Origin of the sequence: uncultured Desulfovibrio sp., from assembly GCF_944324525.1 — a bacterium.
Classification (GTDB): Bacteria; Desulfobacterota; Desulfovibrionia; order Desulfovibrionales; family Desulfovibrionaceae; genus Desulfovibrio.
Genome location: NZ_CALUWS010000023.1, coordinates 1 through 24,761, shown reverse-complemented (window position 1 = coordinate 24,761; position 24,761 = coordinate 1). Strand labels below are relative to the sequence as shown.

Genomic DNA, 24,761 nt, shown 5'->3' with positions numbered 1-24,761 from the left:
ACTCTTTCGTTCCAAAGGAGATCATCCTATGAGAGCATCCCGTACTGTTTTTTTGTTCGCCTTGTTTGTTGCCCTCTGCATGCCGCTCAAGGGAAATTGTGCGAATATCAGTGAGCGTCATGCGGAAAAGGGCATGACGTCCCTGATGGCGGCGGCACGAGATGGCGACAGCCAAACCATCCAAACATTGCTGGACAAAGGGGCCGACATACATGCACGGGATGAATATGGCATGACAGCCCTGATAGTGGCGGCAGCAAGGGGGCACAGTCAAGCCATACAAACGCTACTAGATAACAGGGCCAACATCCACACACAAGATAAAGAAGGCTTCACAGCCCTGATGTTAGCGGCAGCGATGGGGCACAACAAAGCCATTCAAACCCTACTTGACAACAGAGCTGACATACATGCACAAGATAAAGATGGTAACACAGCCCTAATGCTAGCGGCATACCACGATCACAGCCAGTCTATCCAAACACTGCTGGATAACGGCGCTGACATACATGCACGGAATAAGTTTGGTACGACAGCCCTGATGTATGCAGCAGGCGGTGGTCACAGCCAAGCCATTCAAACCCTACTGGATAACAAAGCTGACATCCACGCACAGAATAAACATGGCTGGACAGCCCTGATGTATGCAGCAGTCGGTGGTCACAGCCAAGCTATTCAAACTCTGCTGGACAGCAAGGCAGACATTAATGCACAGAATAACGATGGCAGAACAGCATTGATGTTTGCGGCATTCCATGGCCATAGTCAAAGCATCCGAACGTTACTGGACAATGGGGCCAACATCCGTACACAGGATAAAGATGGCAGGACAGCCTTGGATTTTGCGCGTAGCCAAAAACATGCGGATGTCGTCAAGCTGCTTGAACAGTATGGCGCGAAGTAGGGCGGTTGGGCGCACACCGCGCATGCGTACGGAAAAGCCCGTCCGGCAACTGTCCGGGCGGGCTCTTTGGTGCGCATTTTCCGTGTGAAACGCTTTGCGTTTCACATCATACGGCCGGTTGTTTCGCAAAAAAAATTTAGTCTTTCCGCTTACTTTGTGCCTGTCTGCGCTGTGCCGCCGCCTCGCATTTCACCTTTTTCACAGGCAAAATGCTCCAGAGCTTTCTCAGTTTGAAACGTCCAGGCTGCACGTTCCCCCGGGCAGGGGGGCTGCCGAGGCAGCCGCCCCGGGAGCAAGCGTTCCCGGCCAGCGGCGGAGCAAGCCCACGGCCGATCGCGGCCCCAAAAAGAAAAAACCCGTTGATTTCTCAACGGGCTTACTTTCTTGCTGGCGGAGAGGGAGAGAGGGGATATTCCATCTCAGCAATCCGTGAAAAATATTGCGCTTTTTCATTCCGTCATTCTTTTGTGTAGCAATTTTTAGTTTGAACGACCGTCTATGTCAAGCCGTGATTGTATGGCCTTATAAAGGGTTGTCCGACTGATTCCGAAGTAGCGTGCCACATCCTGCTTGCACTGTCCCGCCGCGACCATTTGCCGGGCCTCTTTCACCTGTTCCGATGTAAGCGCAGGCTTGCGGCCCTTGTACTTTCCTTCCGCCTTGGCAATGGCGATGCCTTCCCTCTGTCGTTCGCGCAGCAGGGCACGTTCAAATTGGGCTACCGCTCCGATGATTTGGAGCTGGAGCTTCTGGAAGGGGTCTTCCTTGCCGCTGAACGTCAAGCCTTCCTTGTGAAAGACAACAGCTACGGCGCTGGCGTTCAGGCTTTCAATAAGGTGGAGCAGGTCTTGGAGGTTGCGTGCCAGCCGGTCGATGCTGTGTATATGCAGCACATCCCCTTCGCGCAGGTAGTCAAGGCAGGCGACGAGGCCGGGACGGTGCGTGTCTTTCCCGCTGCATGTATCTGTAAAAATCTTGTCCAGCATAATGCCGTCGAGCTGCCGTGCAGTATTCTGGTCTATACTGCTGACGCGGATGTACCCGATATGTTTCCCGTGCATGGGGCTCTCTCCTTGTTGTCCAAATTTGTTCATTTAAGGCTAAAGATTTAAAAAACACATGTCAAGAAATAGCAAAAATAATCCTAGATGGACATAGAAAAAAAGAGGACGGGGGATGCGCATGAAGTATACTCCAGATGAACACGAAAAAATCGCCACATGGCGTCTGGCGGAGACGGCGGCGGGACGGCAAGCGCCAACAGCGGAAGAGTCACCCAAGCGCGGGTTACCCGCCGGGGTGTGAATCGGTTTCACCCCCAAGCGCGTATTACCATCGGAATTTCCGATGGCAATCCACAGGCAGAAGGAGGGGCTGCGCGAATTACCCTTACGAATACTTAGGGTAATACATGGTGAGCGTAGGGGCTGCAAGGCAGGGCGCTTGTCACCGCTCTGCGGCGCGTGTATAAGGCGTGGAAATGCCCGTGCCCGCAGGAAGGGGAAGGCCGTGCAGGACTGGCGAGGGGAGGGCGTGGGAAATGCCTCCGCCTGTCGTTACCGTTACGCTTTGGCTGTACGGGCATGAACCCTGGAAGCGCACCTTTTGTTTCAACGGAGTTTGTCGCATGAGAGTATTCCGCGTTGTTTTTTTGTTCGCTGTGCTTTTCTTCCTCGCTATCCCTCTTAAGGGGTTTTGCGCGGATGCCGGTGCACACGATAAAGAAACAGGCACGACAGCTTTGATGCTGGCGGCAATAGAAGATAACAGCCAAGCCATTCAAACCCTGCTGAACAATGGGGCCGACATCCATGCGCGAGACAACAAGGGCATGACAGCCCTGATGTATGCGGCACTCGGTGGCCACAGCCAAGCCATTCAAACCCTGCTGGACAACAAGGCCGACATCCATGCGCGGAACAACACTGGCGGGACAGCCCTGATGGGGGCGGCATACGGTGGCCACAGCCAAGCCATTCAAACCCTGCTGAACAATGGAGCTGACATTCATGCACGGGGCCTCGGTGGTATAACAGTCCTGATGTATGCGGCACTCGGTGGCCACAGCCAAGCCATTCAAACCCTGCTGGACAACAAGGCCGACATCCATGCGCGGAACAACAATGGCGGGACAGCCCTGATGGGGGCGGCACTCAAAGGCCACAACCAAGCCATTCAAACCCTGCTGAACAATGGGGCTGACATCCATGCGCGGAATAGTGATGGCGAAACAGCCCTGATGGAGGCAGCATTCAAAGGTCACAGTCACGCCGTCCAAACTCTGCTGAACAATGGGGCTGACATCCATGCGCGGAGTAACAATGGCATGACAGCTCTGATGGGGGCGGCATTCATGGGGCACAGCCAAACCGTTCAAACGCTGCTGGACTACGGGGCCGACATCAATGTGCGGGATAGCGAAGGCAGGACAGCCCTGATAGGAGCGGCATACCATGGTCAAAGTCAGGCCATTCAAACGCTGCTGGACAACAAAGCCGACATAAACATGCAGGATAAAGATGGCAGGACAGCCCTGATGTGGGCACGCAGCCAAAATCATAAGGATGCCGTCAAGCTGCTCGAACAGTACGGCGCGAAGTAGAGAGCGGTCGGGCGCACATTGCGCATGCGTACGGAAAAGCCCGTCCGGCAACTGTCCGGGCGGGCTTTTTCGTACGCATTTTCCAGATGAAACGCTTCACGTTTCACAGCATATAGCCTGTCGCTTTGGCGAGAAAACACGGTTTTCCGCTTACCTTGAACCGGGCGGCTCTGTGCTGCCGCCCCGTATTTTGCCTTTTTCACAGGCAAAACGCTGTAGCCATGAAAAAAGGCATTTTATGGGGCTTATGACAATAAAATTGAGGGATCTGACTACGCAGGGATACAAGAGCCCTTCAGCAAACAGTATAGCGCTATAAAAAATAAGACCTATAACATCACTTTCGGTCGGGAAACTGTGATGCAAATCAAATTTGGATACGAGCGCTGCGGCTGGCGGCGTGCCCAGCTTTATGGCCATGACCACCATACCACATCCCCCCACTACAAGCAGCGTGGAACGGATCCCTGTAAAACGAAGGAAAAACATGATCTGAAACCACATGCAACTTCCGAAGAATAATGCAATGGCATCATTTTCAAAATGTAGGGAATACCATTCAGCAGCATATATTTCGAATAATGCGGAAAAGAAATTATATGCAATGATGACGACAAGCAAAAAAAGAAGGGGCTTGACCGAAAAAAAGAGCATTTTTATCAATATGCTCATTGGTCTCCGCTTCACCTGTTTTTCCTCCGTCATGCAAGGGATATCTGTTTCCATACCCGTGATCATAGTGCTTTGCGCTCGTCCTCTCCATCACAGTTTGCTTTGATTGAGCAGGAGCACCGATAGCGACGGGATCGGCGTGTCCTGTTATTAGAGCCTTTTCAGTTTGAAACGTCCAGGCTGCACGTTCACCTCTCCGCTCAACGGAAAGGGCAGGGGGCCTGCCGAGGCAGCCGCCCCGGGACAAGCGTTCCCGGCCAGCGGCGGAGCAAGCCCACGGCCAATCGCAGCCCCAAAAAGAAAAAACCCGTTGATTTCTCAACGGGCTTACTTTCTTGCTGGCGGAGAGGGAGAGATTCGAACTCTCGGTACGCTTTTAACGTACACACGATTTCCAATCGTGCTCCTTCGACCAGCTCGGACACCTCTCCGCGCTCAAAGCCAGATTTATATATACCCCCTTTCCGGGGAAGGCAAGCAAAAAATGCACAAAAACAAAATTTTTTTTGCGCCCGGCGTCAGGGCGGTCCATCCGCTCGGGCTCCGGCAAAAACAGGCAGGGCGGGAGCGCGCTGCCGCCGGCTTGCCGGAAAGACCGCTCAGGGCACTCAGGACGTTTGCTCCCCTTGTGCCTGACTGGCGGCCGCAGGGGAGGGCGGCTCTGCCGTTTCCGCAGGAACGGACGGCTGGCCGCTCTCTTCCGTCTTTGCTTCCTTTGCTTCAAGGCGGCGCGCCGCATGCCGCAGATAGAGGAGGAAGGCCAGGGCGGCGCAGACGATGCCCACCAGATTGACCAAGCCGAGCAGGGAAAAGCTACTCATAGGATGTCCTCGCCATGACGGAAAAAAGAGAGCGCATCATACGCAGGCAGGGCCGCAAGATGCGGCCCTGTCGCAAATCATCACACAGCGCCGAACGTGGCGCAAACACGGATGGGCGGCTTGGAGCATTTTGCCGTTGAAAAGGCGAAATGCGCGGCCGTATGGGAAAACGCTCTAGATGCCCATCTGGCTGAAGCCGCTGTCGGCGTAGATGACGCTGCCGGTCACGCCGTGCCCCAGATCCGAGGCCAGGAAGGTGGCCAGACCGCCCACATCGTGCGTGGTGACGTTGCGGCGCAGGGGCGAGCTCTCCTCCACGCGGGTAAAGATGTTCTTGAGGCCGGACACCGCGGAGGCGGCCAGCGTCTTGATGGGGCCCGCGCTGATGGCATTGACGCGCACGCCCTTCTCGCCAAGCTCATAGGAAAGGTAGCGCACGGAGGCTTCCAGCGCCGCCTTGGCCACGCCCATGACGTTGTAGCCGGGGATGACCTTGGTGGAGCCGTGATAGGTCATGGTGAGGACGGAAGAACCTTCATGCAGGAGCGGCTCAAAGGCGCGGCAGATGCCGGTCAGCGAATAAGCGGAAATGTCCAGCGCCAGATGGAAGCCCTCGCGGGTCGTGTCCACGAAGCGCCCCGTGAGGTCCTCGCGATTGGCAAAGGCGATGGAATGGACAAGGACATCGACCTCGCCCCACTTTTCCTTGACCAGATCGGCGGCGGCGGCGATCTGGGCGTCGTCGCTCACGTCACACTGGAAGGTGAACTCGCCGCCCAGCTCTTCGCTGAGGGGTTCCACACGCTTCTTGATGGCGTCCCCCACATAGTTGAAGGCGAGGCGGGCTCCCTGCTCCTTGAAGCAGGAGGCGATACCGTAGGCAATGCTCTTGTTGTTGGCCAGACCGAGGATGAGGGCTTTCTTGCCTTGCAACAGCATGGTGATTCTCCTTGCGGCCGGAAATCCCGGCATGTCATTCGTTGGATCGCCGGGACGCAGACCCGGCCGTCCTGACCGTCCCTAGATGCTGAAGGGTTTTCCGGTCAGGATCTCATAGGCTTCCCGGTAGCGGGCCGCCGTATTGTCGATGATCTCCTGCGGCAGGGCAGGCGCGGGCGGCTGCATGTTCCACGGCTGCCGCTTGAGCCAGTCGCGCAGGTACTGCTTGTCGAAGCTGGGCTGCCCCTGCCCGGGAACGTATTTGTCCGCGGGCCAGAAGCGGGAGGAATCCGGGGTCAGCACCTCGTCGATGATATGCAGCTTGCCGTTGATGAAGCCGAACTCGAACTTGGTGTCGGCCACGATGATGCCCTTGCCGGCCGCATAGGCGCGCCCGGCTTCATAGATGCGCAGGGAGACGTTCTGCACCTGTTCGGCCACCTCGTCCCCGAGCAGGGCGGCGGCGCGGGCCACGCTGATGTTCTCGTCGTGTTCGCCCAGTTCGGCCTTGGTGGAGGGGGTGAAGATGGCCGGTTCCAGCTTGTCGGATTCGCGCAGGCCGGCGGGCAGATCATAGCCGCACAGCTTGCCGGTCGCCTGATAGTCCTTCCAGCCGGAGCCGCTCAGATAGCCGCGCACGATGCACTCCACCGGCAGGGGACGGGCCTTGCGCACGAGCACGGCGCGGCCTTCCAGTTCGTCCGCCCACGGGGCGAGGCTGGCGGGGAAACGGCTGACGTCGCTCTCCACCAGATGGTTGGGGATGATGTCCTGGAACTTGTCCATCCAGAACAGGGTGATCTGATTGAGGATGACCCCCTTGTAGGGGATGGGCTCGCCCATGATGACGTCATAAGCCGACATGCGGTCGGTGGTCACGATGAGGAGGGTCTCGTCATCCACTTCATAGATATCGCGAACCTTGCCGCGCGAGCGCAGGGGACAGGCAGTGATCTGGGTCTGGGTAACAATGCGCATGACAGCTCCTTAGGCGCGCGGCGATCTCTGGCCGCGAATTTCGGCGGAACGGGCGTGGGCCTCCAGCCCTTCCATGCGGGCAAGGGCGGCGATAGCCTCCCGGCTGTCCTGAAGGAAGGCGGCGGACGTGGCCACTATACTGGTTTTCTTGCAGAAGGTCTGAACGGAAAGGGCGGAGGAAAAACGCGCCGTGCCCAGCGTGGGCAACACATGGTTGGGCCCGGCAAAATAATCGCCCACCGGTTCCGGGCAGTGATGCCCCATGAAGACGGCGCCGGCATGGCGTATGCCCGGCAGCAGCGCCCAGGGATCGCGCACGCACAGCTCCAGATGTTCCGGGGCGATCATGTTGACCACGGCCACGGCCACGTCCATGTTCGGTACCGTGATGACGGCGCCCCAGTCAAGCAGGGACTTGGCGGCCGTCTGGGCCTTGGGCAGGGAGGCGCACTGGTTGTCCAGCTCCTCGCGGATACGCTCGCCCAGCTGGGCGTCCGTGGTGAGACAGAGGGCGGCCGCCAGGGGATCGTGTTCGGCCTGGGAGAGCATGTCCGCCGCCACCCAGTCCGGACGGGCGGTGCTGTCCGCCAGGATGAGCACCTCGCTCGGTCCGGCGATCATGTCGATGCCCACGACGCCCTGCAGAAGGCGCTTGGCCGTCGCCACATAGATGTTCCCCGGCCCGGCGATGACATCCACGGCGGGCAGGCTCGGCGTGCCATAGGCCAGAGCGGCGACGGACCACGCGCCGCCCACCCGGTAGACTTCCTCGATATCCAGAAGATGCGCCGCGGCCAGGATGGCGGGGGCGATGCTGCCGTCGGCGCGCGGCGGCGTACAGACGGCGATGCGCCGCACGCCGGCCACCTGCGCGGGGATGGCGTTCATGAGCAGACTGGAGATGAGCGGCGTGCTGCCGCCCTGACCGCCGGGCACGTAGAGACCCACACTGTCCACCGGCAGGACGCGCTGCCCGAGGATGCTGCCGTCCGGCAGGGTCTCGAACCAGGACTTTTCCCGCTGCGCTTCGTGGAAACGGCGGATGTTGCGGGCGGCATCCCCGATGTATTCGCGCTGTTCGGGCGAGACGGAGGCCGCGCTGCGCGCTATCTCCATCTCGGAGAGGCGCATGGGCGGCTCAAAGGCGGCACAGTCGAAACGGCGGGTGTATTCCAGCAGAGCTTCATCCCCACGGACGCGGACGTCATCAAGGATGGCCCGGACGGCGCTCTCCACATTGGCGCCGGGATTGCGTCGCTCCTCGAGCCATTTTGCGGCCTTGGGCCAGTCGTGCGCGGTCTGGAGGGAAATGCTGCGGCATGTCATAGGCTTCCTCCCATTGAAAAGCGTCCAAGCATAGCCGAGGTTTGCCGGAATGTCGAGGCGGGAAAAGTGCCTTCCGCCCTTGACAGCGGCACGGGCTGAACTTACCCCTTAAGGTCAGAACCACGCGCCATGCTGCCCGTGGAACGCGGCTTTTTTCCCGCACATGCGGGAAAAAAGCGTAGAACGCCGTTTCGCCGGTGGCGTCTTTACCGCATGACTGGCGCGCGGGAGCGGGCACTGCCCGGCAGGGCGGCGGGAACGGCTCCGGCACGGATGAGAGAACCATTTGCCATGCTTGCGCCGCCCCTGCGCGTCACGGTGGTACGGGCTGGTTTCGGGAGGATATATGCACCATCACAATAAAGTTCACGATACCTACAAGAAGGCGGCGGAAGCGGCGGATATGCACGCGGCCGCCGCAACGGCCGCAGCGGCTGAGGCCGCGGCCGACAACGCCGAAGCCGACGCCGCGGCCGCGGCCGCGGGAGACGGCGCTCAGGCCGCGCCGGAAGATCTGGCCCGCGCCTGCCGGGAGCAGGTCTGTCCGCTGTGCGAGGAAAAAAAGGTGGCGGACGACATGCGTCTGCGCATGGCGGCCGAGATGGAGAATTTCAAGAAGCGCCTTTCCCGCGAGCATGAAGAACAGATGCGCTACGCGGCGGAAAAGATCCTGCGGGACATGCTCCCCGGGCTGGATAATCTGGAGCTGGCGCTGCAGTACGGCAGCCGGGATGCCGCCTGTCAGGACATGCTGACGGGCGTGGCCATGACCCACAAGCTCATGCTGGAAGCCATGGCCCGGCACGGCCTTGTGCCGGTGGGCGAGGAAGGGGAGGACTTCACGCCGGAACGCCATGAGGCCGTCGGCTTTGACGACTGTCCCACCGTCGGTCCCGGCTGCGTCTCGCGCGTGCTGCAGCGCGGCTACAAGCTGGGCGACCGCCTGCTGCGCCCGGCCAAGGTCATGATCAATCAGGGTTAGGACCTGTTGACGCTATTCGTTGCTTGTTTGGGGGGAGGGGAATCCCTCGCTCTGCCGTCGATGTCCGTAAGGCTCCTTCGTCGCCTAACGGATACGGCCTCTGGGCCGCCCGTTGAATCGCCGCCGGCGCGGGAGGGGTTCCCCTTCCCCCATCCCTTCCCCAGCGCGCTTTTGCCGAGCGTCGGGAACAAGAGACAAGCCCGCCCCCAAAGGCACGCGGGGTATGTACAGCTGCCTTTCTTATCGATGTAAATTAGTTACAAAATTTATGCTAATAGCCCCCAGGCTACGCTGGAGCCTTACGGCATCGACAGCAAAGCGCGACCGAAAGGCGGCCCGAAGGGCCGTGCCTGTTAGACCGTAAGGCCTTACAGGCATCGACACAAAGCAAAGGGGTTCCTTCCCCCTCAAAAAAACGTAATGAGTCCTGAGCCTAAAGGCCGTTTGCCTTTGAAAAAGGCAAAACGTGAGGCGGCGGCACAGTGTCGACCAGGCCTCAACTTGGCGGAAAAGCTGAATTTTTCCGCGCAACGACAGGCCGCATGTTTTGAAGCGCGCAGCGTTTCAAACAGAAAATGCTCAAAAGGCGCTTGCGCCTGTCAGTAGCCGGAACTCTGCTCGAACAGGCGGGCAAAAGTCTCCTGAACATCCAGAAAGGCATCCACCACGCGCGGATCAAAGGCCTTGCCCCGCCCCTCGCAGATGCACTGCACCGCAACGTCATGGGGATAGGCATCCTTATAGACACGCCGGCTGCGCAGGGCGTCATACACGTCCACCACGCTGACGACGCGGGCGCACAGGGGGATCTCCTCTTCCCGGAGCCCGGCGGGATAGCCCTTGCCGTCCCATCGCTCATGGTGATTGAGGGCGATCTCTCTGGCATAATGCAGGAAGCAGCGCTTCCCCAGCTCCCTGTCCAGCTCTTGCCCGGCTTCTTCCAGGATCTCATAGCCCAACGTGGTGTGCCGCTTCATGATATCGAATTCTTCCGGGCTCAGCCTGCCGGGCTTGTGCAGGATGTTGTCGGGGATGGCCACCTTGCCCACGTCATGCAGCGGCGTGGAAAGGATGATCCACTCGATGTCGCTGGAGGTAAGATTCTCCGGGATATCGGTCCGCTCCACGAGACGCCGCAGCAGAACCTCCACCAGGCGGCTGGTGCGCTGGATGTGCGCCCCGGTCTCGGGGTCGCGCCATTCGGCCAGCATGGCCATGGCATGGATGGTGGCCTTCTGGGTCTGCAGCAGTTCGCTGGTGCGCTGGGCCACGAGTTCGCTGAGATGATCGCGATGGCGCTTGAGCTCCAGATGGAGTTCCACGCGCTGATGGACCAGCGAGGCCCGAAAGGGCTTGCGGATGAAGTCCTGCGCCCCGAGGGAGAAACCGGTGGATTCGTCCGAATCGTCGTTCTCGGCCGTGACGATGATGACGGGGATGTCCCGCGTCCGGGGATTTTCCTTGAGCCGGCGGCAGACCTCATAGCCGTTCATGCCGGGCATGACCACGTCCAGCAGGATGATGTCCGGCTGCGGATCGGCGGCGGCAAGGCGCAGGGCATCCTGACCGTTCTTGGCAAACATGATGCGGTGATCCGTGCGCAGGGCCTCGCTCAGCATGCGCAGGTTCTCCGGCGCGTCATCCACCAGCAGGACGGTGCTGCGCAGGACGGGAAGGGCGGTATTGCGCATGGGCTAGCTGTTGTCGCCGCTTTGCCGCCGGGTCTTCAGCACACGGAGGATCTCCGGCGCAAGGGCCTGCCCCAGACGCTGCACGAGCAGGCTCTGCGTCCTGACAAGGCTGGAGGTGGCCGCCGTGCCGGGCTGCGCCGCGGGGCAGGTGGCGCTATCGGCAAAGCTGCCGCGGGCCATGACCTTGTCGGCGCTGTCCAGAAGGGACCAGCGGGCCTCCAGACGCACCGTCTCGCCCGGCGCGCCGTCAAGCCGCAGGATATCCACCAGCAGAGCGGCCTTCCAGCCCGCGTCATCCGTGGTCTGTACCGCGATGTCGCCGGCCAGCAGCGACGGGCTCAGCACCTCGCGCAGGACGCGGCGGATGCCCTGATCAAGAGGTTCGGCCCAGATGTCGAAATTATTGACGTTGAGCAGCGGATCGCCCTCGCGACGGCTGACCACGCCCTGCCGGTCCAGATAGCCGGGGATGCCCACATGGGCGATGCGCAGGCTGGTGGCGGGCAGTGAGGGAGCGGCAAAGGGCTTTTCGCCGCTTTCCAGCAGATAATAATAGGTGGGCGCGCTCTTGCCGCAGGCGGTCAGCAGACAGGCCAGCAGGCAGAGCGCCACCACCGGGAAAAAGCGTCTGGCACGGGACGTCCCGCAGGGAAAAGACTTCATCGTTGACCTCCGGAACGTCCTCGCAGGAGAGACTCGGGATTGCGTTCAAGGGTATCGGCCAGCGCCCGCAACGAGCGCATGGTGGCCGTGGCTTCGCGCAGCAGGCGGCGCAATTCGTTGACGGCCGGGGAATCGCGCCCCACGAGGGCCTGTGTGGAATTGGCCACGGCGCTAAAGCCGTTCATGGCCTGCGTCAGGGCCTCCAGGGCCCGGGGGAGCTCCGTCGAGGCCACGGCGCTGGCCTGAGAAAGATTGCTCATGGTCTGATTGACGAGACGCTGCGTCTCCCGGCTGGACACAAGGAGCTTGTTCGCCTCTTCAAAGGTATTGGCGAACTGGGTGATCCCCCTGTCGATGTCCGGGGAAGCCAGGATGTCGGAAAGGCGCTGCAGGGTCCCCTGGAAGGAGGTGACCAGCTCCTTGAGGGGCAGGGCGGACAGATTGCGCTGCAGCTGGTCAATGGGCGACGGCAGGGTCGGGATCTCCGTCGCCGGATCGGGGGAGCGGTAGCGGGCCAGCGAGTCGGGGTAGAAATCCAGCTCGATGCGGTACTGCCCCGTAATGAGGCTCTGCAGCTGCAGGCGGGCCCGCAGGCCGCTCTGGACGAGCTGGGCCAGCATCTTGATGCGCTCCTCCTCGGAGAGCTTCTCGCCTGAGCGGGCGTCGTTGATGGCCCCCTCATTGATGCGTATGCTCACGGGGATGCTGACGCTGCCGTCGCGCGGATTGGCCTGCATCTGGATGTTGGTCACGGCGCCCAGCGGCACGCCGCGAAACACCACCGGCGCCCCCACGGTAAGGCCGCTGACCGAACCGTCAAAAATGAGCGTGTACTCCAGATCGTCGGCAAAGAGATTGCCGCCGCCCAGCAGACCGATGCCAAGGACAAGAAGCAGCAGTCCGACAATGACGAAACTGCCGACGGCCACAGAAGAGCGTGTCTGACTCATGCGTCGTTCCTTGCCGTTCCCGAACCGGGGCCGGCGGAAGTCCCCGACGCTCCGCGGGTGAGGAAGCGCCGGGCCTGTTCTTCGGTATGCGGATCATTGACAAGCAGGGAAGGATTGCCCGCGGCGGTGACCCGCCGGGTCTGGGCATCCAGAAAAATGCTGTTGCTGGCCACGGTGAAGATGCTGGCCAGCTCATGCGAGACGATGACGAAGGTCGTGCCCAGGGTGTCCCGCAGCTCAAGGATGAGATCGTCCAGCAGCCGGGAGCTTACCGGATCGAGCCCCGCCGACGGTTCATCCAGAAAGAGGATCTCCGGATCAAGGGCCAGGGCCCGGGCAAGGCCGGCCCGCTTGCGCATGCCGCCGCTTATCTCGGAGGGATAGTAGTCCTCGAAGCCCGCCAGTCCGGCCAGCGCCAGCTTGAGCGAGGCCTGTTCCCGTATCTCCGCGGCGGACAGCCGGGTGTACTGCTGCAGGGGCAGTCCCACATTTTCGGCCAGGGTCATGGAACTCCAGAGCGCCCCGCCCTGAAAGAGCACGCCGGTACGCTGCATGAGCTGCCGCCGTTCGCGAGGCGTGCAGGCCCAGAAATCCGTCTCGCCGTACAGCACCTGCCCCGCCTGCGGTTCCTTGAGGCCCATGAGCACGCGCAGCAGGGTGCTCTTGCCGCAGCCGGAACCGCCCATGATGAGGAAGACGTCATCCCGCGCCACGTCGAAACTGACGTCCCGCATGAGCACATAGGAGCCGTAGCCCACGGTCAGGTTGCGCACGCTGATGCGCGGGGACGAGGCGGCGGAGGTGGCGGAAGAAAGGGCGTCCATGCCTAAACCTTCAAGATGTTGCACAACACGGTGATGATGGCCGTCGCCACGATGATGCCGACGATGCCGTGCACCACGGCGGTGGTGGTGGCCTTGCCCACGGCCTGCGCGCTGCGGCCGCAGCGTATGCCCTGATAGCAGCCGGAGAGCGCGATGATGACGCCGAAGACCACGGCATACGTCAGGCCGATGATGCCGTGCGAGAAGGAGACCATCCGCACGGTGGCGCTGAGGTATTCCAGCGCGCTGAGATCCAGCATGGTCACGCCCACCAGGAAACCGCCCAGGATGCCCATGAGATCGGCATACACGGTCAGCAGGGGCACCATGAGCGTCAGGGCCAGCATGCGCGGCAGCACCAGGAAATCTACGGGCGAGATGCCGAGAGTGGAAAGGGCGTCCACCTCCTCATTGACCTGCATGGTGCCGATGAGCGCCGCAAAGGAGGCTCCCACGCGGCCGGACATGACCACGCCGACCATGACCGCGCCCATCACCCGCAGCATGCCGATGCCCACCAGCCCGGCCACATAGATCTGCGCGCCGAACTGGGTGAGCTGCACCGCGCCCACAAAGGCCAGGATGAGCCCGAACAGCAGGCTGGTCAGGGAGATGATGGGCAGGGAAAGCACGCCGCACTCGTACATGGCCGACAGCAGATCCTGACGCCGCATCTGGGAGCGCCCTGTCAGAAAGCGCAGCACGGCCAGGGTGACGTCCCCCACAAAGGCGGCGAATCCTTCCAGCTTGCCGGGCAGGGCAAGCACGCTCGCGCCCACGGCGGCCACGAAACCCTGCCGGCGTACCGTACGGGACGCGCCCTGCTTGGCCGGGACGGCAAAGGCCAGCTGCACGAGGCGTTCCAGCCCGTGCGGCAGTTCCCGCCGGATCTCCAGACCGCGCGCCTGAGCTTCCCGGACGAGCTGCATGAGGAAGACCAGCAGGCTGGAATCCCAGGCCGCCAGCGCCTCGCAGCGCAGGAGCATGCCCCGCGCGCTTCCCGTACGCACGGCGGCAAGAGCCTCCCGTGCCTGCGAGGGGAGGGGCGTACCCATTTTCCAGCTGCCGCCGACACTGACGGTGAGCAGATCCCCCCTGTGGAGAATGCTGACTTGCGGACTTGTTTCCATCCTTTTATCATACCCCTTGGCGGCACCGGCTGCAAGCGCCAAGACGCCGCCCCTTCCCGCGCACTTCAACCCCAGTCTGAAGCCATGTCTCTGAAAGATCGTCTCGGCCTCGCCACGCCCCCCCTGTTCCTCATGGATGGTTCCGCCTTCATTTATCGCGGCTTCTTCGCCAACCGCAACATGCAGCGATCCGACGGCTTCCCCACCAACGCGCTGGTGGTGGTGAGCCGCGTGCTGCTGCGCATCCTCAGGGAGGAAGCGCCGGAACATTTCGTCTTCGTGCAGGACGGCCGGGGCAAGAACTTCCGGCATGAAATCTTCCCGCTGTACAAGGCCAACCGGGAAGCCACGCCGGAGGATCTCGTCCGGCAGATGGAGCCCATACAGCGCATGGTGCGCGCACTGGGCCTGCGGCTCATCCTTTCCGAAGGCTGCGAGGCCGACGACTGCATCGCCTCGCTGGCGGAACGCTTTTCCGCCCGGTTCCCCGTGGTCATCGTGAGCGGCGACAAGGACCTCAAGCAGTGCCTCGGCCCCAACGTCTTCATGTGGGATCCCGGCTCCCGCGAGGAAAAAATCGTGACCGCCGACGATTTCACGCGGGAGACCGGCGTGCGGCCGTCACAATGGGCCGACGTGCAGGCGCTCATCGGGGATACCAGCGACAACATCCCCGGCGTGCCGGGCATTGGCCCCAAGAAGGCGCAACAGATATTTGAAACCTGCGCCTCGCTGGAAGAGATCCGCGACCATTTCGAGCGGGTCCCGGCCAAGCTGCAGGAAAAACTGCGCGATCACCTGGAAAACATGTTCACCTGGCGCGAACTGACGACCCTGCGCCGGGACGTCTGCCCGGACGTCACGCTGGACGACATGGCCGTCCAGCCGCCGGATGCCGAAGCCTGCGCCGCCCTGTCCGCGGAATTCGAGCTTTTTGCCCTGCGGCGGGAAATGGAGGCCCTGTTGCGCGCGGGCAGGGCAAGGGGGGCCTCCGCTCCGGCAGGCGCGACGCAGGATGGCCGCGCGACGCAGGGCGAGCCCGCGGCGGACGCCGCCTCTCCCGCCCGCACGAAGGGCGCGCAGCAGCTGAGCCTGCTGGATATGGCCGTCCACGTCCCGGAGGAGCTGCCGCCCCTGTGCCGCACGACGGCCGAACTCCCGGATGCCCGGGGGGCGCGGCTGGCCCTCATCTGGGCACAGGGCGAGGATGCGCCGCCCCAGCTGGCCGTGGCCGCTGCCGATGCCCCGGACGACATGCCGCCCTGGACAGGCCGCTGGGCGGGGGAGCCGGACGTGCTGGCCGACTATCTGGCCCAGGCCGCGCTGGTGGTGAGCGGGGACGTCAAACGGCTCTGGCGGCGGGGCCTGCTGCGGGAGGAAGGCCGCCAGAAGCTCATGGACCTGGGCATCGCCGCCTACCTGCTCAATCCCGAAGAGAACGACTACGGCTGGCCCCGGCTGGCCGTGCGCTGGGGCGCGGGGCTGCCGCAACGGGCCGGCGCCGCCGCGCTGGCGCTGGACATGGCGCGCCTGCTGGAGAACCGCCTGTTGCGTGATGGCCTGCAGACCCTGTACGACAATCTGGAGATGCCGCTTGCGCCGGTGCTGGCCCGCATGGAGGCCGCGGGCATCGCCATCGACGGACAGGCCTTCAGCCGCTTTCTGGCCGATGTGCAGAAGGAGCTGGACGAGCTGACCGATACGGTCTACGCCGCTGCCGGCAGGACGTTCAATATCCGTTCCGCCCAGCAGCTCGGGGAGGTGCTGTTCGGGGAGATGGGCCTGCCCGCGCCGCGCAAGACGCGCGGCGGACAGGCCTCCACCAGTCAGGAGACGCTGGAACGGCTGGCCGGACGGCATCCCGTGGTGGAGAGCATCCTGCAATTCCGCAAGCTGGAAAAGATGCGCTCCACCTATCTTGATCCCCTGCCGCGCCTGGTGGACGGCAGCGGACGGCTGCACACGACCTTCAATCAGAAGGCCACGGCCACCGGACGTCTGTCGTCAAGCAATCCCAACCTGCAGAACATCCCGGTACGCGGCCCGCTGGGCAAGCGCATGCGTTCCTGCTTCGTGGCGGGAGAAGGGCGTCTGCTGGTCTCGGCGGACTATTCCCAGGTGGAGCTGCGCGTGCTGGCGCACATGTCGCAGGATGCGGCCCTTCTGGACGCCTTCCGCCACGGCGCGGATATCCATGCCCGCACGGCGGCGCTCATCTACGACTGCCCGCAGGAGGCCGTCACGCCCGACCAGCGCCGCAACGCCAAGACCATCAACTTCGGCCTCATCTACGGCATGGGCGCGCAGAAGCTGGCGCAGGAACTCAAGATCACGACCAATGAGGCCAAGGAGTTCATCGCCCGTTATTTTGAACGCCTTACCGGGCTGAAGGCCTTTTATGACGAGGTGGAAGCCACGGCGCGACGGCAGGGTTTCGTGACCACGCTGGGCGGACGCCGCCGCCTGCTGCCGGACATCCACTCCGCCAACGGGCAGGCCTCGGCGCTGGCGCGGCGGCAGGCCATCAATACGGTCATCCAGGGCTCGGCGGCGGACATCATCAAGCTGGCCATGCTGGCGGTGGATGCCGATGCCGGGCTGCGGCGCATGCAGGCGCGCCTGCTGCTGCAGGTGCACGACGAGCTGCTGCTCGAAGTGCCGCGGGACGCGGCGCAAGAGGCGGCGGCACGGGTGACGGAACTCATGTCGGGCGTCACGCCGGGCGGCGGCGCGCTTTCCGTGCCGCTGCTGGTGGACGCCGGAACCGGGCCGGACTGGGGCGCGGCGCACTGACGCGGCCACGCGCGGACGGCGAAGGAGAGGCCACGCCCCGGCCGCAGGGCATGGCCTCTCAAGATTTGCCGCCGGCGGCCGATACGGAAGAGAGCGCCCGCACGTTGCGTGCGGGGCCGGAGACCGCCGCCGCGGCGGGAGCGGACAGGCGGGACAGCACGGGAAGGGGCCTCCCTCCCGTACAGCATCGTACAGGGGGAGCGGGATGTATGCCGTCATAAAGGATGTCTACAAGTTTCGCCGTATTCTCGGGGACATGACAGGGCTGTGCAATCTGCGCTGCCGTTTCTGTTCCACCGACTTCCGCCAGGCCGGACGCGCCGTCATGCCGTTGCCTGTGGCGCGCAGCCTGCGGCGGCTCCTGGATCTGGTGCCGGAGGAATGCTTTTACCTCTCCTTTTTCTATGAGCCGACGCTGCACCCGCACTTTGCCGAGATCCTCGCGGCCCTGGGCGGCGAAGGGCGGGAGAAGGCCATCTTTTCCACCAACATGGCCTGCGACATGGATGATGACGCCATCCAGGCCCTGGCCGCCGCGCCGGTAAAGCGCATCATCCTTTCCCTGCACACGCTGCGGCCGGATGTCTACACCTCTCTGTGCAACGGTTGCCGGGTGGAGCGACTGCTCGGCAATCTGCTGCGGCTCGGCGAGGCCTGCCGCGCACGCGAGGAGAACGGCGACCACGCGCCCGCCCTGCATTTCCTGACGGTGGTCCTGCGGGACAATTACGAGGAGATCCCCTCGCTGGTGCAGCTGGCCGGCGAGCGCTTCCACGCCGCGGCCCACGAACTGCGCACGCCGGTCTACGGCGATCATGTGGGGCTGCCGTTCACCGCGCAGCAGCTGCTCGGCCGCCGGGAACTGGAAAACCTGCTGCCGCGTCTTTCCGCGCCGCACAAGAACATCATCTACGAATTCACGCTCTGGCAGGAACTCTTTGCCCAGCGGCGCGCCGCCGGGGACGTGCCGCCGGACATGCGCAGCCTGGACTGCCCCGGCCCGGTGGCCGCAGGCAAGGTGCTGCCGCAACGCTACTGGGATGTCCGCATAGATGCCGACGGCAGCGCCTATTTTTACGGCCTCGAGGAAAGGTGCGATCTGGCCGAACCGGCGCGGGCCGATACGTCCGGCGAAAAGGTGCGGGCCTGCTTCATCGAACGGCTGGAACGCCTTGCCGCGGCCCTGCCGGCCCGCTTTGCCTGCTCCCCGGAACAGATGCGGCTTGCGCGGGATGTGCAGCACCTCTTGTCCAGGCCGGAGTGCGGCAGGGCGCGCCTGCGTCAGGTGCGCCTCGGGGCGAAGGCCTGCCGCATACGCGGCCTGCTTGAGCTGCCCCATACGCTGGAGGCCGGGGATGAGATCGTGCTGCAGTGGGGCCCCATGACCGTACGCGCCCAGCGTCATCCCCTGTCCCTTGCGGCGGAAGAGAGCGGTTCCCGCTGGGCGCTGGAAGCGGCCTTCCCCCCGCAGGAAGCCGATACCCTGCCCGAGGAAGGCTATCTGCTGCTCTTCCGGGGCGAGCACGTCCTCATCCGTCTGCCTTTCCTGCCGGACGGCGAGTAAGGACGGACGCCGCGCCGCTGCCGACACGCACTTGCGGCGGAGCCGCCGGCACGGGCTGCTTGCTTCCACTATCTGTGTCATATACAGTTCGTGCACTTCTGTCTTTGGAGGCTGCATGCGCTTTCCCTTGTCCGCTCTGGCCGACGTCCGCCTTGGCTATCCCTTCCGAACGCGTGTGACGCCGGATCCGCAAGGAGAAACGGCGCTGGTGCAGCTGGCCGACCTGAACGGCGGCCTTCTGGATACGGCCACGCTGGTACGCGTGCATCTGGCGAAGATCCGAACACATTTTGCCCTGCGGCCGGGGGATATCCTCTTCCGTGCCCGTAGCCAGCTCAACGATGCGACTTATGTGGCCGATTTGACGCTCAGTCCGGGCGTGACGCGCGTGGTGGCCGCCGCGCCCATCATGGTGGTGCGGGTGCGGCCGCCCGCAGGCCCCGCCGGGGAGGGACTGCCGCCCGGGCTGGCCGGGCTTGATGCCCGCTATCTGCACTGGCTGCTGAACCACCCCCAGATGCAGGCAAGCCTGCGGGCGCAGAGCACGGGACACAGTGCGGAGATCCTGCGCAAGGGCGATCTGGAAGGACTGCACCTGCCGGTACCGCCGCCGGCGGTGCAGCAGCTGATCATCGAAGCCGCCGGACTGCTGGAGCGGGAGCGGCAACTGCGCCGGCGATTGCTGGAAGAACGCTTCTCCATGATCCAGCGGCAGCTGTTGCGGCATGCCGAGGCGGACGAGAGCGCGGCGGGGAACGACGATCCGCCGTCCCGGACGTCCGACGCCGCGCAAGGACAGCAAAGCCGGACATGGGCGCGCCTGGAGGGCATATGACGGCAAGACCAGCACATGAGGCCGGGACGGATGCGGCAGTAGCCCGCCGCAGTCTGGAAGACGCCTGCCGTATGGTGGACGCGTGGTTCATGGGCCATCCGCTGCCGGATGCCGTCGATGCGGCCCGTGCCCATACGGTGGCAGCGGAAACGGCGCTCGGTTTTTTTGCCCTTTCCCAGCTGTGCCCGCCGGGCTTCCTTGCGCAGCAGCTGCGCCTGCTCCGGCAGGTGGCTCCCGCCCGGCCGTTGCGCCGTGACGGGACGGATGCGGCCGCTCCCTGGCAAGAAAGCGAATGGCCGCAGCTGGCCGCCATCACGCGGACGGCGCTGGGCAGAGCGGGGGGCGAACTGTTCAGCCCGCAGCATCTGCGTGGCCCTGACGGCCTCGCGGCCTGTCTTGAGGCGTTCGCCGACATGCCGTCCCTGGATCGGGACATGGCAAGCCGCCTGCTGCTGGACAAGCTCGGCGGCTATGCCGCCGGCCGTGGCAGGGAACTCGCCTGCGGCATCGTACCGCCGTGGCTGGCGCGGCTCATGAGCGGCATGGGCCATCCCGCCGGCGGCGAGCGCATACGGGATCTGGCTGCCGGGACGGGAACGCTGCTGGCCGAGGCCGCGCTTGACCATCCGCTGGCCGACCGCGTCTATTTTGTGGCGGACGGCGCACACGCGCCGCTGGGCATATTGCTGCTGCAGCTCTGCGGCGTGCCCGCCACGCCGGAATGCTCTTCCTGCGGGCATTTTGTCCCTGAGAGCGGGAGCGACGGCCCCGGCAACGCCCTGCGCGTGACGGATGACGGGTCAAGCCATCTGACGCTCAGCGCCGCACCGGCCCTTGTCACGTCCCGACAGGGAACGGAAGAATCCTTCTGGATCTGCCGCCATGTGAGCGAGGCGCTTCCCGCCTGCGGCCGGAGCGTGCTGCTGACGCGTCCGGGGCCGCTGTTCCGTGAAGAGCAGGAGGCGCATATGCGGGCGGAACTGGTGCGCCGCAACCTGCTGGATGCGGTCCTCCTGCTGCCCGGCAACGTGATGCAGCGGAACCCTGCCGCGCACGCGCTCCTGCTGTTTGACCGCCGTCGGGAGCAGGGCGGCCCGCAGGCCGGACAGGACAGCGTGTTCATGGCCGATCTTTCCTCTCTGGGACGGCGCGGCCGCACGTCCGGCTATCTTGATGAGGCGCACGTCCGGCAGGTGCTGGAACTGCTGCGGGAACGCCGGGAAGTGACGGGCGTCAGCCGTTGCGTCCCCTGTGCGGACATCCTGGCGCAAAATGTCTGGCTGCCTTCGCGCTTCCTGCGGCCGGACGCCGAGGAAGCAACGCCCCCGGAAGAACAGCCCGCGCGCATTGCCGCGCTGGAGGCCGAACTGTCGGAAACCCTGACCCAGCTGGACGCGCTGCTGGCCCGTTTGCGCAGCCTTTGTCCGCCGCAGCAGGCATGAAGGGGGGGCGGAACAGACCCCGTCCGCTCGGTCCGGCAGTAGGGCGGCAAGCCGATCCGCTCGGCGTACGACACGATGAACCTGCTGAAAATCACAACGATCGGGAATGTTTTTTCCCACAGACGGGCTTTGCGCCATCATGCCGCAGTGCCCCATGAGGACATCGCCCGCCACTTTACCAGCCAACCCGTGGAAAAGTCAGCAGATGAAAGCGCAAAACAGTATCCGACTATGCTTTTTTCTTTTGTATTCGGCTCTGTTGCTCTTTTTGGGCGCTTTTTTGTACAAGCATCGAACAGATATCTTCTTTTATTTCGATCCGCCCCTTGAGGCGGAATATGTAATGCACGATGCGCAGAACAGGAGCTTTGTCTTTAGCGTTTTCCGCTATGGGCGGATCGATCTTCCCTATGCCGAATTAGGCGCAAATCCCGCAAATGCTCATATTATCGATGCTCTCCTTGCCAGCAACAAGATATCGTATGTTGCCATACTGAACAAACATCACGGCTGCGACATATATTTGGCCTATAGCGGAAAAGAGGTTTTGCTCAACGCTCTCTTACGATCCATCTTTGCTGCTGGCCAGGAAATACCGGCACATCCCCCGCAATAGAGCATTTTGCCTTTGAAAAAGGCAAAATGCTCTATCAGGGGAAGTGACAGGGACATGCGCCCCCACCAAAAACAAGCGGCGCATGTACGAATGAATTCCTTATCCTATGGAATTATCTGTAAAATCTTTGTTAATCTGCCCTAACAGGCTCTAGCCCCGCAGATGCTGTCCGAAAAAGTCGGTCAGCTTTTGCACGACAGGCTGGACGAATTCCGGCTTGTCGTAGAGATCCACATGGCTTGCGCCGGGGATGCTGTAAAGCTCCTTCGGTTCCCGCGCCGCGGCATAGGCCGCCTCACTGAAATAGAGGGTATCGGCCTCGCTGCCGACGATGAGCAGTATGGGCCGGGGAGAGACCGTATCCAGATGGGCAAAGGCATCGAAGGCGGCCAGCTTGTCGTTGCTGGAGACGAGGTATCTGTTGACTGACGTGGGGTACTGGCAACGGGGCGTGCGGTAGTATTCCCAGGCTTCCCGCTGGATGGTCGAGGTCTGCTCGTTTATCTCGCTGCTGTCGTCGGGCACATACTTCCAATAGGCGGGCTCGCCGCCGCGGGCCTCCGCGGTACGGGCCTCGGCCACCTCCTGAAGCAGCTTCTGCAGGAAGTTGTCGATATGCACGCCGGGGAAACCGTTTTTGGCGCTGTCGCCCACGTCCCAGGTGCTGATGCCCGCCGCGGCGCGGATCCGGGCTTCAGTCTGCATGGCGCTCAGGGTGTAGCCGCCGCCCGCGCAGACGCCCATAGCCCCGATGCGCTGCGGATCCACATAGTCCAGCGTCACGAGATAATCCACGGCGGAACGGATATCCTCCACCCGCGAGGTCGGATCTTCCAGATAGCGCGGCAGGCCTTCGCTTTCCCCCTGATGGGACGCGTCGAAGGCCAGCGCCACATAACCGGCCTGCGCCAGATGCCAGGCATAGAGGGAAGAGCATTGTTCCTTCACTCCGCCTCCGGGATGCGTCACCACGATGGCCGGATACGTCCGGGCGGCGTCAAAATCGGGCGGCAGAAAGAGCAGTCCGGCCAGATTCAGGGAAAACTTCTTGAAGGTGACCTTTTTTCCTTCCGTATAATGCGTCGTATACTGCATGGCACTCTCCTTATCGTGCAGCGGATGCGTCCCCTTGCCGCGCCTCCTGGAGCGGATTCGCAGGGAAATTGTATCCAATTTCCCTGCTGACGCTGCCCTCACCCTACGGAAAAAACATGGTTTTTCCGCTCACTTGGGGCCGGGCGGCGCTGTACCACCGCCTCGCGTTTTACCTTTTCAAAGATAAAACGCTCTATTGCGGCGCGGCGGGCAGGGAGCGTACGTCAGGCCTGCCGGCCCATCTGACGGGCCGCCTCAAGCGCGGCGGGCTTCTGCCGGATGTCTCCCGGCAGGGTGGCGCCCACGCCGCGCACCACGCCCCGGAGACGGCTCTTGTCAAAACAGGTTATCCAGCCGTTCAGGCCGTTCACCACGCCATCCACGGCGCTCTCGTCCCCGTCCGCGGCCGCGGCCAGCAGATAGACGTCACGAAAGGCGTATTCAGCCGGAAAGAGCGGATTGGCGCGGTCAAGCAGGGTCTTCATCTGGCCGCACATGGCATAATAGTAGACCGGCGTGGCAAAAACGAGCACATCCGCCTGCTGCATGCTGCGCACGATGGCCGGCGCGTCGTCATGGATGACGCAGGACTGCGTTTTCTGACAGGCAAGGCAGCCCTTGCAAAAGCGGATATCCTTCTCCCGCAGGCAGACCTTTTCCACCGCATGCCCAGCCTCACGCGCTCCCTCGATGAAGGCGTCGGCCAGCATGTCCGAATTGCCGCCCTTGCGCGGGCTGGTGGAAAGAACAAGAATCTTTTTCATGGGACATCTCCTTGTCGGGGGATGGCTGCCCCCCTCCAAAGCAAACGGCACAGTCGGTGCGCGGCGATCCCCTTCCCGTCCCTTATGCGGACAGGCGGGAAAAAGAGCAAATACTTATATTGCATGCTTTACCATACCATCCAGGCATGATATGGCAAACCCGTGCCGCCCGAAGCAGCAGGCGGACAAGGCAAAGGAGCCGGGAGCAATGGACATACGGGTACTTCGCTATTTTCTGGCTGTGGCGCGGGAAGGGACCATCTCCGGCGCGGCCGCCGCGCTGCATGTCACGCAGCCGACGCTTTCCCGTCAGCTCATGGAGCTGGAAGAGGAGCTGGGAACGACGCTGTTCACACGCGGCAAGCGCCACATCAGCCTGACGGAGGAAGGGCTCTTCCTGCGCAAACGGGCGCAGGAGATCGTGTCCCTGCTGGAGCGGACCGAAGCGGCCTTCGCCGCCACAGGCGAGGAGGTCAGCGGCGATGTCTACATCGGCGGCGGGGAGACCGAAGGCATGCGCTTCATCGCCCGCGCCATCCGGGAAGTGCGGCAGGAATATCCGCATATCGCCTTCCATCTCTTCAGCGGCAATGCCGAGGAGGTCAGGGAACGTCTGGACAGGGGCAGCGTGGATTTCGGCCTCTTCATCGAACCGGCGGATCTTTCGGCCTACGACTTCATCCCCCTGTCCGCGCGGGACACCTGGGGCGTGCTCATGCGCAAGGATCACCCCCTGGCCGCACAGGAGGCCATAGATGCGGACGACCTTGCAGGCCTGCCGCTCATCATGTCCCGTCAGGGGCTTGTGGAAAACGAATTTTCCGGCTGGATGGACGGAAAGTTCCGGCAGCTCTCGCGCGTGGCCACCTATAATCTTTTGTACAATGCCGCGCTCCTGGTGGAGGAGGGCGTGGGCTGCGCCCTCTGCCTCGAAGGCATCGTGCGCACGGGGGACGACAGCCCGCTCTGCTTCCGGCCGCTGCGGCCCAGGATGGAGGTAGGCCTCAAACTCGCCTGGAAAAAACAGCAATGCTTCACGCGAGCTGCGGAGATCTTCCTGAACCGGCTGAAACGGCAGGGGGAAAATATCACGCGCTAGATGTAGAGTGTCAACACGTTGTTCACCCTCCGTTCAGACATGAAGCTGGAGGTTTTCTGCCAAGAGCCGAA

The 24,761-nt window shown here is 62.8% G+C and carries 22 protein-coding genes and 1 tRNA gene; 9 read left to right on the top strand and 14 right to left on the bottom strand.

Annotated features, from left to right (window positions below; genetic code table 11):
- Positions 1–28: 28 nt before the first annotated feature.
- The gene (locus Q0K12_RS07405; protein ID WP_297261566.1) at positions 29–904 is read left to right on the top strand and encodes an ankyrin repeat domain-containing protein; all 876 of its coding nucleotides are present in this window, start codon (positions 29–31) and stop codon (positions 902–904) included.
- Between the two features lie 479 nt (positions 905–1,383).
- Here Q0K12_RS07405 and Q0K12_RS07400 read toward each other — a convergent pair whose 3' ends face one another.
- Positions 1,384–1,965, bottom strand: a complete 582-nt coding sequence (locus Q0K12_RS07400) for a recombinase family protein (protein ID WP_297261564.1) — start codon at positions 1,963–1,965, stop codon at positions 1,384–1,386.
- A gap of 566 nt (positions 1,966–2,531) precedes the next feature.
- Between Q0K12_RS07400 and Q0K12_RS07395 the strand changes: the two genes are divergently transcribed.
- Positions 2,532–3,506, top strand: coding sequence for an ankyrin repeat domain-containing protein (locus Q0K12_RS07395; RefSeq protein ID WP_297261562.1), 975 nt, complete (start codon positions 2,532–2,534; stop codon positions 3,504–3,506).
- A 150-nt stretch (positions 3,507–3,656) separates the two neighbouring features.
- Here the strand turns inward: Q0K12_RS07395 and Q0K12_RS07390 are convergent, their stop codons facing one another.
- The 6 genes from Q0K12_RS07390 to hisD form a co-directional block, all read right to left on the bottom strand.
- The gene (locus Q0K12_RS07390; protein ID WP_297261560.1) at positions 3,657–4,232 is read right to left on the bottom strand and encodes a hypothetical protein; all 576 of its coding nucleotides are present in this window, start codon (positions 4,230–4,232) and stop codon (positions 3,657–3,659) included.
- Between the two features lie 285 nt (positions 4,233–4,517).
- A tRNA-Ser gene (locus tag Q0K12_RS07385) sits at positions 4,518–4,609 on the bottom strand.
- A gap of 177 nt (positions 4,610–4,786) precedes the next feature.
- Positions 4,787–4,999 (bottom strand): hypothetical protein, encoded by a 213-nt coding sequence (locus Q0K12_RS07380; protein ID WP_297261558.1) that lies wholly within the window; start codon positions 4,997–4,999, stop codon positions 4,787–4,789.
- A 174-nt stretch (positions 5,000–5,173) separates the two neighbouring features.
- Positions 5,174–5,938, bottom strand: a complete 765-nt coding sequence (locus Q0K12_RS07375) for an enoyl-ACP reductase (protein ID WP_297261556.1) — start codon at positions 5,936–5,938, stop codon at positions 5,174–5,176.
- 81 nt (positions 5,939–6,019) lie between these two features.
- Positions 6,020–6,916 (bottom strand): phosphoribosylaminoimidazolesuccinocarboxamide synthase, encoded by an 897-nt coding sequence (locus Q0K12_RS07370; RefSeq protein ID WP_297261554.1) that lies wholly within the window; start codon positions 6,914–6,916, stop codon positions 6,020–6,022.
- Positions 6,917–6,925: 9 nt separating this feature from the next.
- Positions 6,926–8,242 (bottom strand): histidinol dehydrogenase, encoded by a 1,317-nt coding sequence (gene hisD, locus Q0K12_RS07365; RefSeq protein WP_297261552.1) that lies wholly within the window; start codon positions 8,240–8,242, stop codon positions 6,926–6,928.
- A 346-nt stretch (positions 8,243–8,588) separates the two neighbouring features.
- Between hisD and Q0K12_RS07360 the strand changes: the two genes are divergently transcribed.
- On the top strand, positions 8,589–9,224 hold the full coding sequence (locus Q0K12_RS07360) for a nucleotide exchange factor GrpE (protein WP_297261550.1): 636 nt from the start codon (positions 8,589–8,591) through the stop codon (positions 9,222–9,224).
- A 599-nt stretch (positions 9,225–9,823) separates the two neighbouring features.
- Here Q0K12_RS07360 and Q0K12_RS07355 read toward each other — a convergent pair.
- From Q0K12_RS07355 to Q0K12_RS07335, 5 genes are read right to left on the bottom strand one after another with little or no spacing between them, the layout of a single operon-like run.
- Positions 9,824–10,915, bottom strand: coding sequence for an HD domain-containing phosphohydrolase (locus Q0K12_RS07355; protein WP_297261548.1), 1,092 nt, complete (start codon positions 10,913–10,915; stop codon positions 9,824–9,826).
- Between the two features lie 3 nt (positions 10,916–10,918).
- Positions 10,919–11,578 (bottom strand): PqiC family protein, encoded by a 660-nt coding sequence (locus tag Q0K12_RS07350; protein WP_297261546.1) that lies wholly within the window; start codon positions 11,576–11,578, stop codon positions 10,919–10,921.
- Positions 11,575–12,528, bottom strand: a complete 954-nt coding sequence (locus Q0K12_RS07345; protein ID WP_297261544.1) for an MlaD family protein — start codon at positions 12,526–12,528, stop codon at positions 11,575–11,577. The genes Q0K12_RS07350 and Q0K12_RS07345 overlap by 4 nt, the downstream gene beginning before the upstream one ends.
- Entirely contained in the window at positions 12,525–13,352 is an 828-nt protein-coding gene (locus Q0K12_RS07340) for an ATP-binding cassette domain-containing protein (protein WP_297261542.1), read from the bottom strand. The genes Q0K12_RS07345 and Q0K12_RS07340 overlap by 4 nt, the downstream gene beginning before the upstream one ends.
- A 2-nt stretch (positions 13,353–13,354) precedes the next feature.
- Positions 13,355–14,407, bottom strand: coding sequence for an ABC transporter permease (locus Q0K12_RS07335; RefSeq protein ID WP_297261540.1), 1,053 nt, complete (start codon positions 14,405–14,407; stop codon positions 13,355–13,357).
- Positions 14,408–14,566: 159 nt separating this feature from the next.
- Here Q0K12_RS07335 and Q0K12_RS07330 point away from each other — a divergent pair, with 159 nt between their 5' ends.
- The 5 genes from Q0K12_RS07330 to Q0K12_RS07310 all read left to right on the top strand — a co-directional run bounded on the left by Q0K12_RS07330 (position 14,567) and on the right by Q0K12_RS07310 (position 21,732).
- Positions 14,567–17,275 carry a DNA polymerase I gene (locus Q0K12_RS07330; RefSeq protein ID WP_297261537.1) on the top strand — a complete coding sequence of 903 codons (2,709 nt, stop codon included), beginning with the start codon at positions 14,567–14,569 and terminating at the stop codon, positions 17,273–17,275.
- Between the two features lie 205 nt (positions 17,276–17,480).
- Complete coding sequence (locus Q0K12_RS07325; protein ID WP_297261535.1) at positions 17,481–18,839, top strand: radical SAM protein; 1,359 nt, start codon at positions 17,481–17,483, stop codon at positions 18,837–18,839.
- Positions 18,840–18,954: 115 nt separating this feature from the next.
- Positions 18,955–19,674 (top strand): hypothetical protein, encoded by a 720-nt coding sequence (locus Q0K12_RS07320; RefSeq protein WP_297261533.1) that lies wholly within the window; start codon positions 18,955–18,957, stop codon positions 19,672–19,674.
- Entirely contained in the window at positions 19,671–21,116 is a 1,446-nt protein-coding gene (locus tag Q0K12_RS07315; protein WP_297261531.1) for an N-6 DNA methylase, read from the top strand. The genes Q0K12_RS07320 and Q0K12_RS07315 overlap by 4 nt, the downstream gene beginning before the upstream one ends.
- A 154-nt stretch (positions 21,117–21,270) precedes the next feature.
- Positions 21,271–21,732 (top strand): hypothetical protein, encoded by a 462-nt coding sequence (locus tag Q0K12_RS07310; RefSeq protein WP_297261528.1) that lies wholly within the window; start codon positions 21,271–21,273, stop codon positions 21,730–21,732.
- Positions 21,733–21,882: 150 nt separating this feature from the next.
- Here the strand turns inward: Q0K12_RS07310 and Q0K12_RS07305 are convergent, their stop codons facing one another.
- Together Q0K12_RS07305 and Q0K12_RS07300 are read right to left on the bottom strand one after the other, a co-directional pair.
- The gene (locus Q0K12_RS07305; protein WP_297261526.1) at positions 21,883–22,827 is read right to left on the bottom strand and encodes an alpha/beta hydrolase; all 945 of its coding nucleotides are present in this window, start codon (positions 22,825–22,827) and stop codon (positions 21,883–21,885) included.
- Positions 22,828–23,051: 224 nt separating this feature from the next.
- Positions 23,052–23,591 carry a flavodoxin family protein gene (locus Q0K12_RS07300; protein WP_297261524.1) on the bottom strand — a complete coding sequence of 180 codons (540 nt, stop codon included), beginning with the start codon at positions 23,589–23,591 and terminating at the stop codon, positions 23,052–23,054.
- A 208-nt stretch (positions 23,592–23,799) separates the two neighbouring features.
- Between Q0K12_RS07300 and Q0K12_RS07295 the strand changes: the two genes are divergently transcribed.
- Positions 23,800–24,690 carry a LysR family transcriptional regulator gene (locus Q0K12_RS07295; protein ID WP_297261521.1) on the top strand — a complete coding sequence of 297 codons (891 nt, stop codon included), beginning with the start codon at positions 23,800–23,802 and terminating at the stop codon, positions 24,688–24,690.
- The last annotated feature ends 71 nt before the right edge of the window (positions 24,691–24,761 follow it).

Excerpts from the sequence above, each read along its gene's own strand:
- Q0K12_RS07315 (WP_297261531.1), top strand. The coding sequence starts at position 19,671 with ATGACGGCAAGACCAGCACATGAGGCCGGGACGGATGCGGCAGTAGCC.
- Q0K12_RS07390 (WP_297261560.1), bottom strand. The coding sequence starts at position 4,232 with ATGGAAACAGATATCCCTTGCATGACGGAGGAAAAACAGGTGAAGCGG.
- Q0K12_RS07400 (WP_297261564.1), bottom strand. The coding sequence starts at position 1,965 with ATGCACGGGAAACATATCGGGTACATCCGCGTCAGCAGTATAGACCAG.
- Q0K12_RS07325 (WP_297261535.1), top strand. The coding sequence starts at position 17,481 with ATGTATGCCGTCATAAAGGATGTCTACAAGTTTCGCCGTATTCTCGGG.
- Q0K12_RS07360 (WP_297261550.1), top strand. The coding sequence starts at position 8,589 with ATGCACCATCACAATAAAGTTCACGATACCTACAAGAAGGCGGCGGAA.
- Q0K12_RS07335 (WP_297261540.1), bottom strand. The coding sequence starts at position 14,407 with ATGGGTACGCCCCTCCCCTCGCAGGCACGGGAGGCTCTTGCCGCCGTG.
- Q0K12_RS07330 (WP_297261537.1), top strand. The coding sequence starts at position 14,567 with ATGTCTCTGAAAGATCGTCTCGGCCTCGCCACGCCCCCCCTGTTCCTC.
- Q0K12_RS07310 (WP_297261528.1), top strand. The coding sequence starts at position 21,271 with ATGAGGACATCGCCCGCCACTTTACCAGCCAACCCGTGGAAAAGTCAG.
- Q0K12_RS07305 (WP_297261526.1), bottom strand. The coding sequence starts at position 22,827 with ATGCAGTATACGACGCATTATACGGAAGGAAAAAAGGTCACCTTCAAG.
- Q0K12_RS07395 (WP_297261562.1), top strand. The coding sequence starts at position 2,532 with ATGAGAGTATTCCGCGTTGTTTTTTTGTTCGCTGTGCTTTTCTTCCTC.
- Q0K12_RS07300 (WP_297261524.1), bottom strand. The coding sequence starts at position 23,591 with ATGAAAAAGATTCTTGTTCTTTCCACCAGCCCGCGCAAGGGCGGCAAT.
- Q0K12_RS07375 (WP_297261556.1), bottom strand. The coding sequence starts at position 5,938 with ATGCTGTTGCAAGGCAAGAAAGCCCTCATCCTCGGTCTGGCCAACAAC.
- hisD (WP_297261552.1), bottom strand. The coding sequence starts at position 8,242 with ATGACATGCCGCAGCATTTCCCTCCAGACCGCGCACGACTGGCCCAAG.
- Q0K12_RS07405 (WP_297261566.1), top strand. The coding sequence starts at position 29 with ATGAGAGCATCCCGTACTGTTTTTTTGTTCGCCTTGTTTGTTGCCCTC.
- Q0K12_RS07370 (WP_297261554.1), bottom strand. The coding sequence starts at position 6,916 with ATGCGCATTGTTACCCAGACCCAGATCACTGCCTGTCCCCTGCGCTCG.
- Q0K12_RS07295 (WP_297261521.1), top strand. The coding sequence starts at position 23,800 with ATGGACATACGGGTACTTCGCTATTTTCTGGCTGTGGCGCGGGAAGGG.
- Q0K12_RS07350 (WP_297261546.1), bottom strand. The coding sequence starts at position 11,578 with ATGAAGTCTTTTCCCTGCGGGACGTCCCGTGCCAGACGCTTTTTCCCG.
- Q0K12_RS07355 (WP_297261548.1), bottom strand. The coding sequence starts at position 10,915 with ATGCGCAATACCGCCCTTCCCGTCCTGCGCAGCACCGTCCTGCTGGTG.
- Q0K12_RS07345 (WP_297261544.1), bottom strand. The coding sequence starts at position 12,528 with ATGAGTCAGACACGCTCTTCTGTGGCCGTCGGCAGTTTCGTCATTGTC.
- Q0K12_RS07340 (WP_297261542.1), bottom strand. The coding sequence starts at position 13,352 with ATGGACGCCCTTTCTTCCGCCACCTCCGCCGCCTCGTCCCCGCGCATC.
- Q0K12_RS07320 (WP_297261533.1), top strand. The coding sequence starts at position 18,955 with ATGCGCTTTCCCTTGTCCGCTCTGGCCGACGTCCGCCTTGGCTATCCC.
- Q0K12_RS07380 (WP_297261558.1), bottom strand. The coding sequence starts at position 4,999 with ATGAGTAGCTTTTCCCTGCTCGGCTTGGTCAATCTGGTGGGCATCGTC.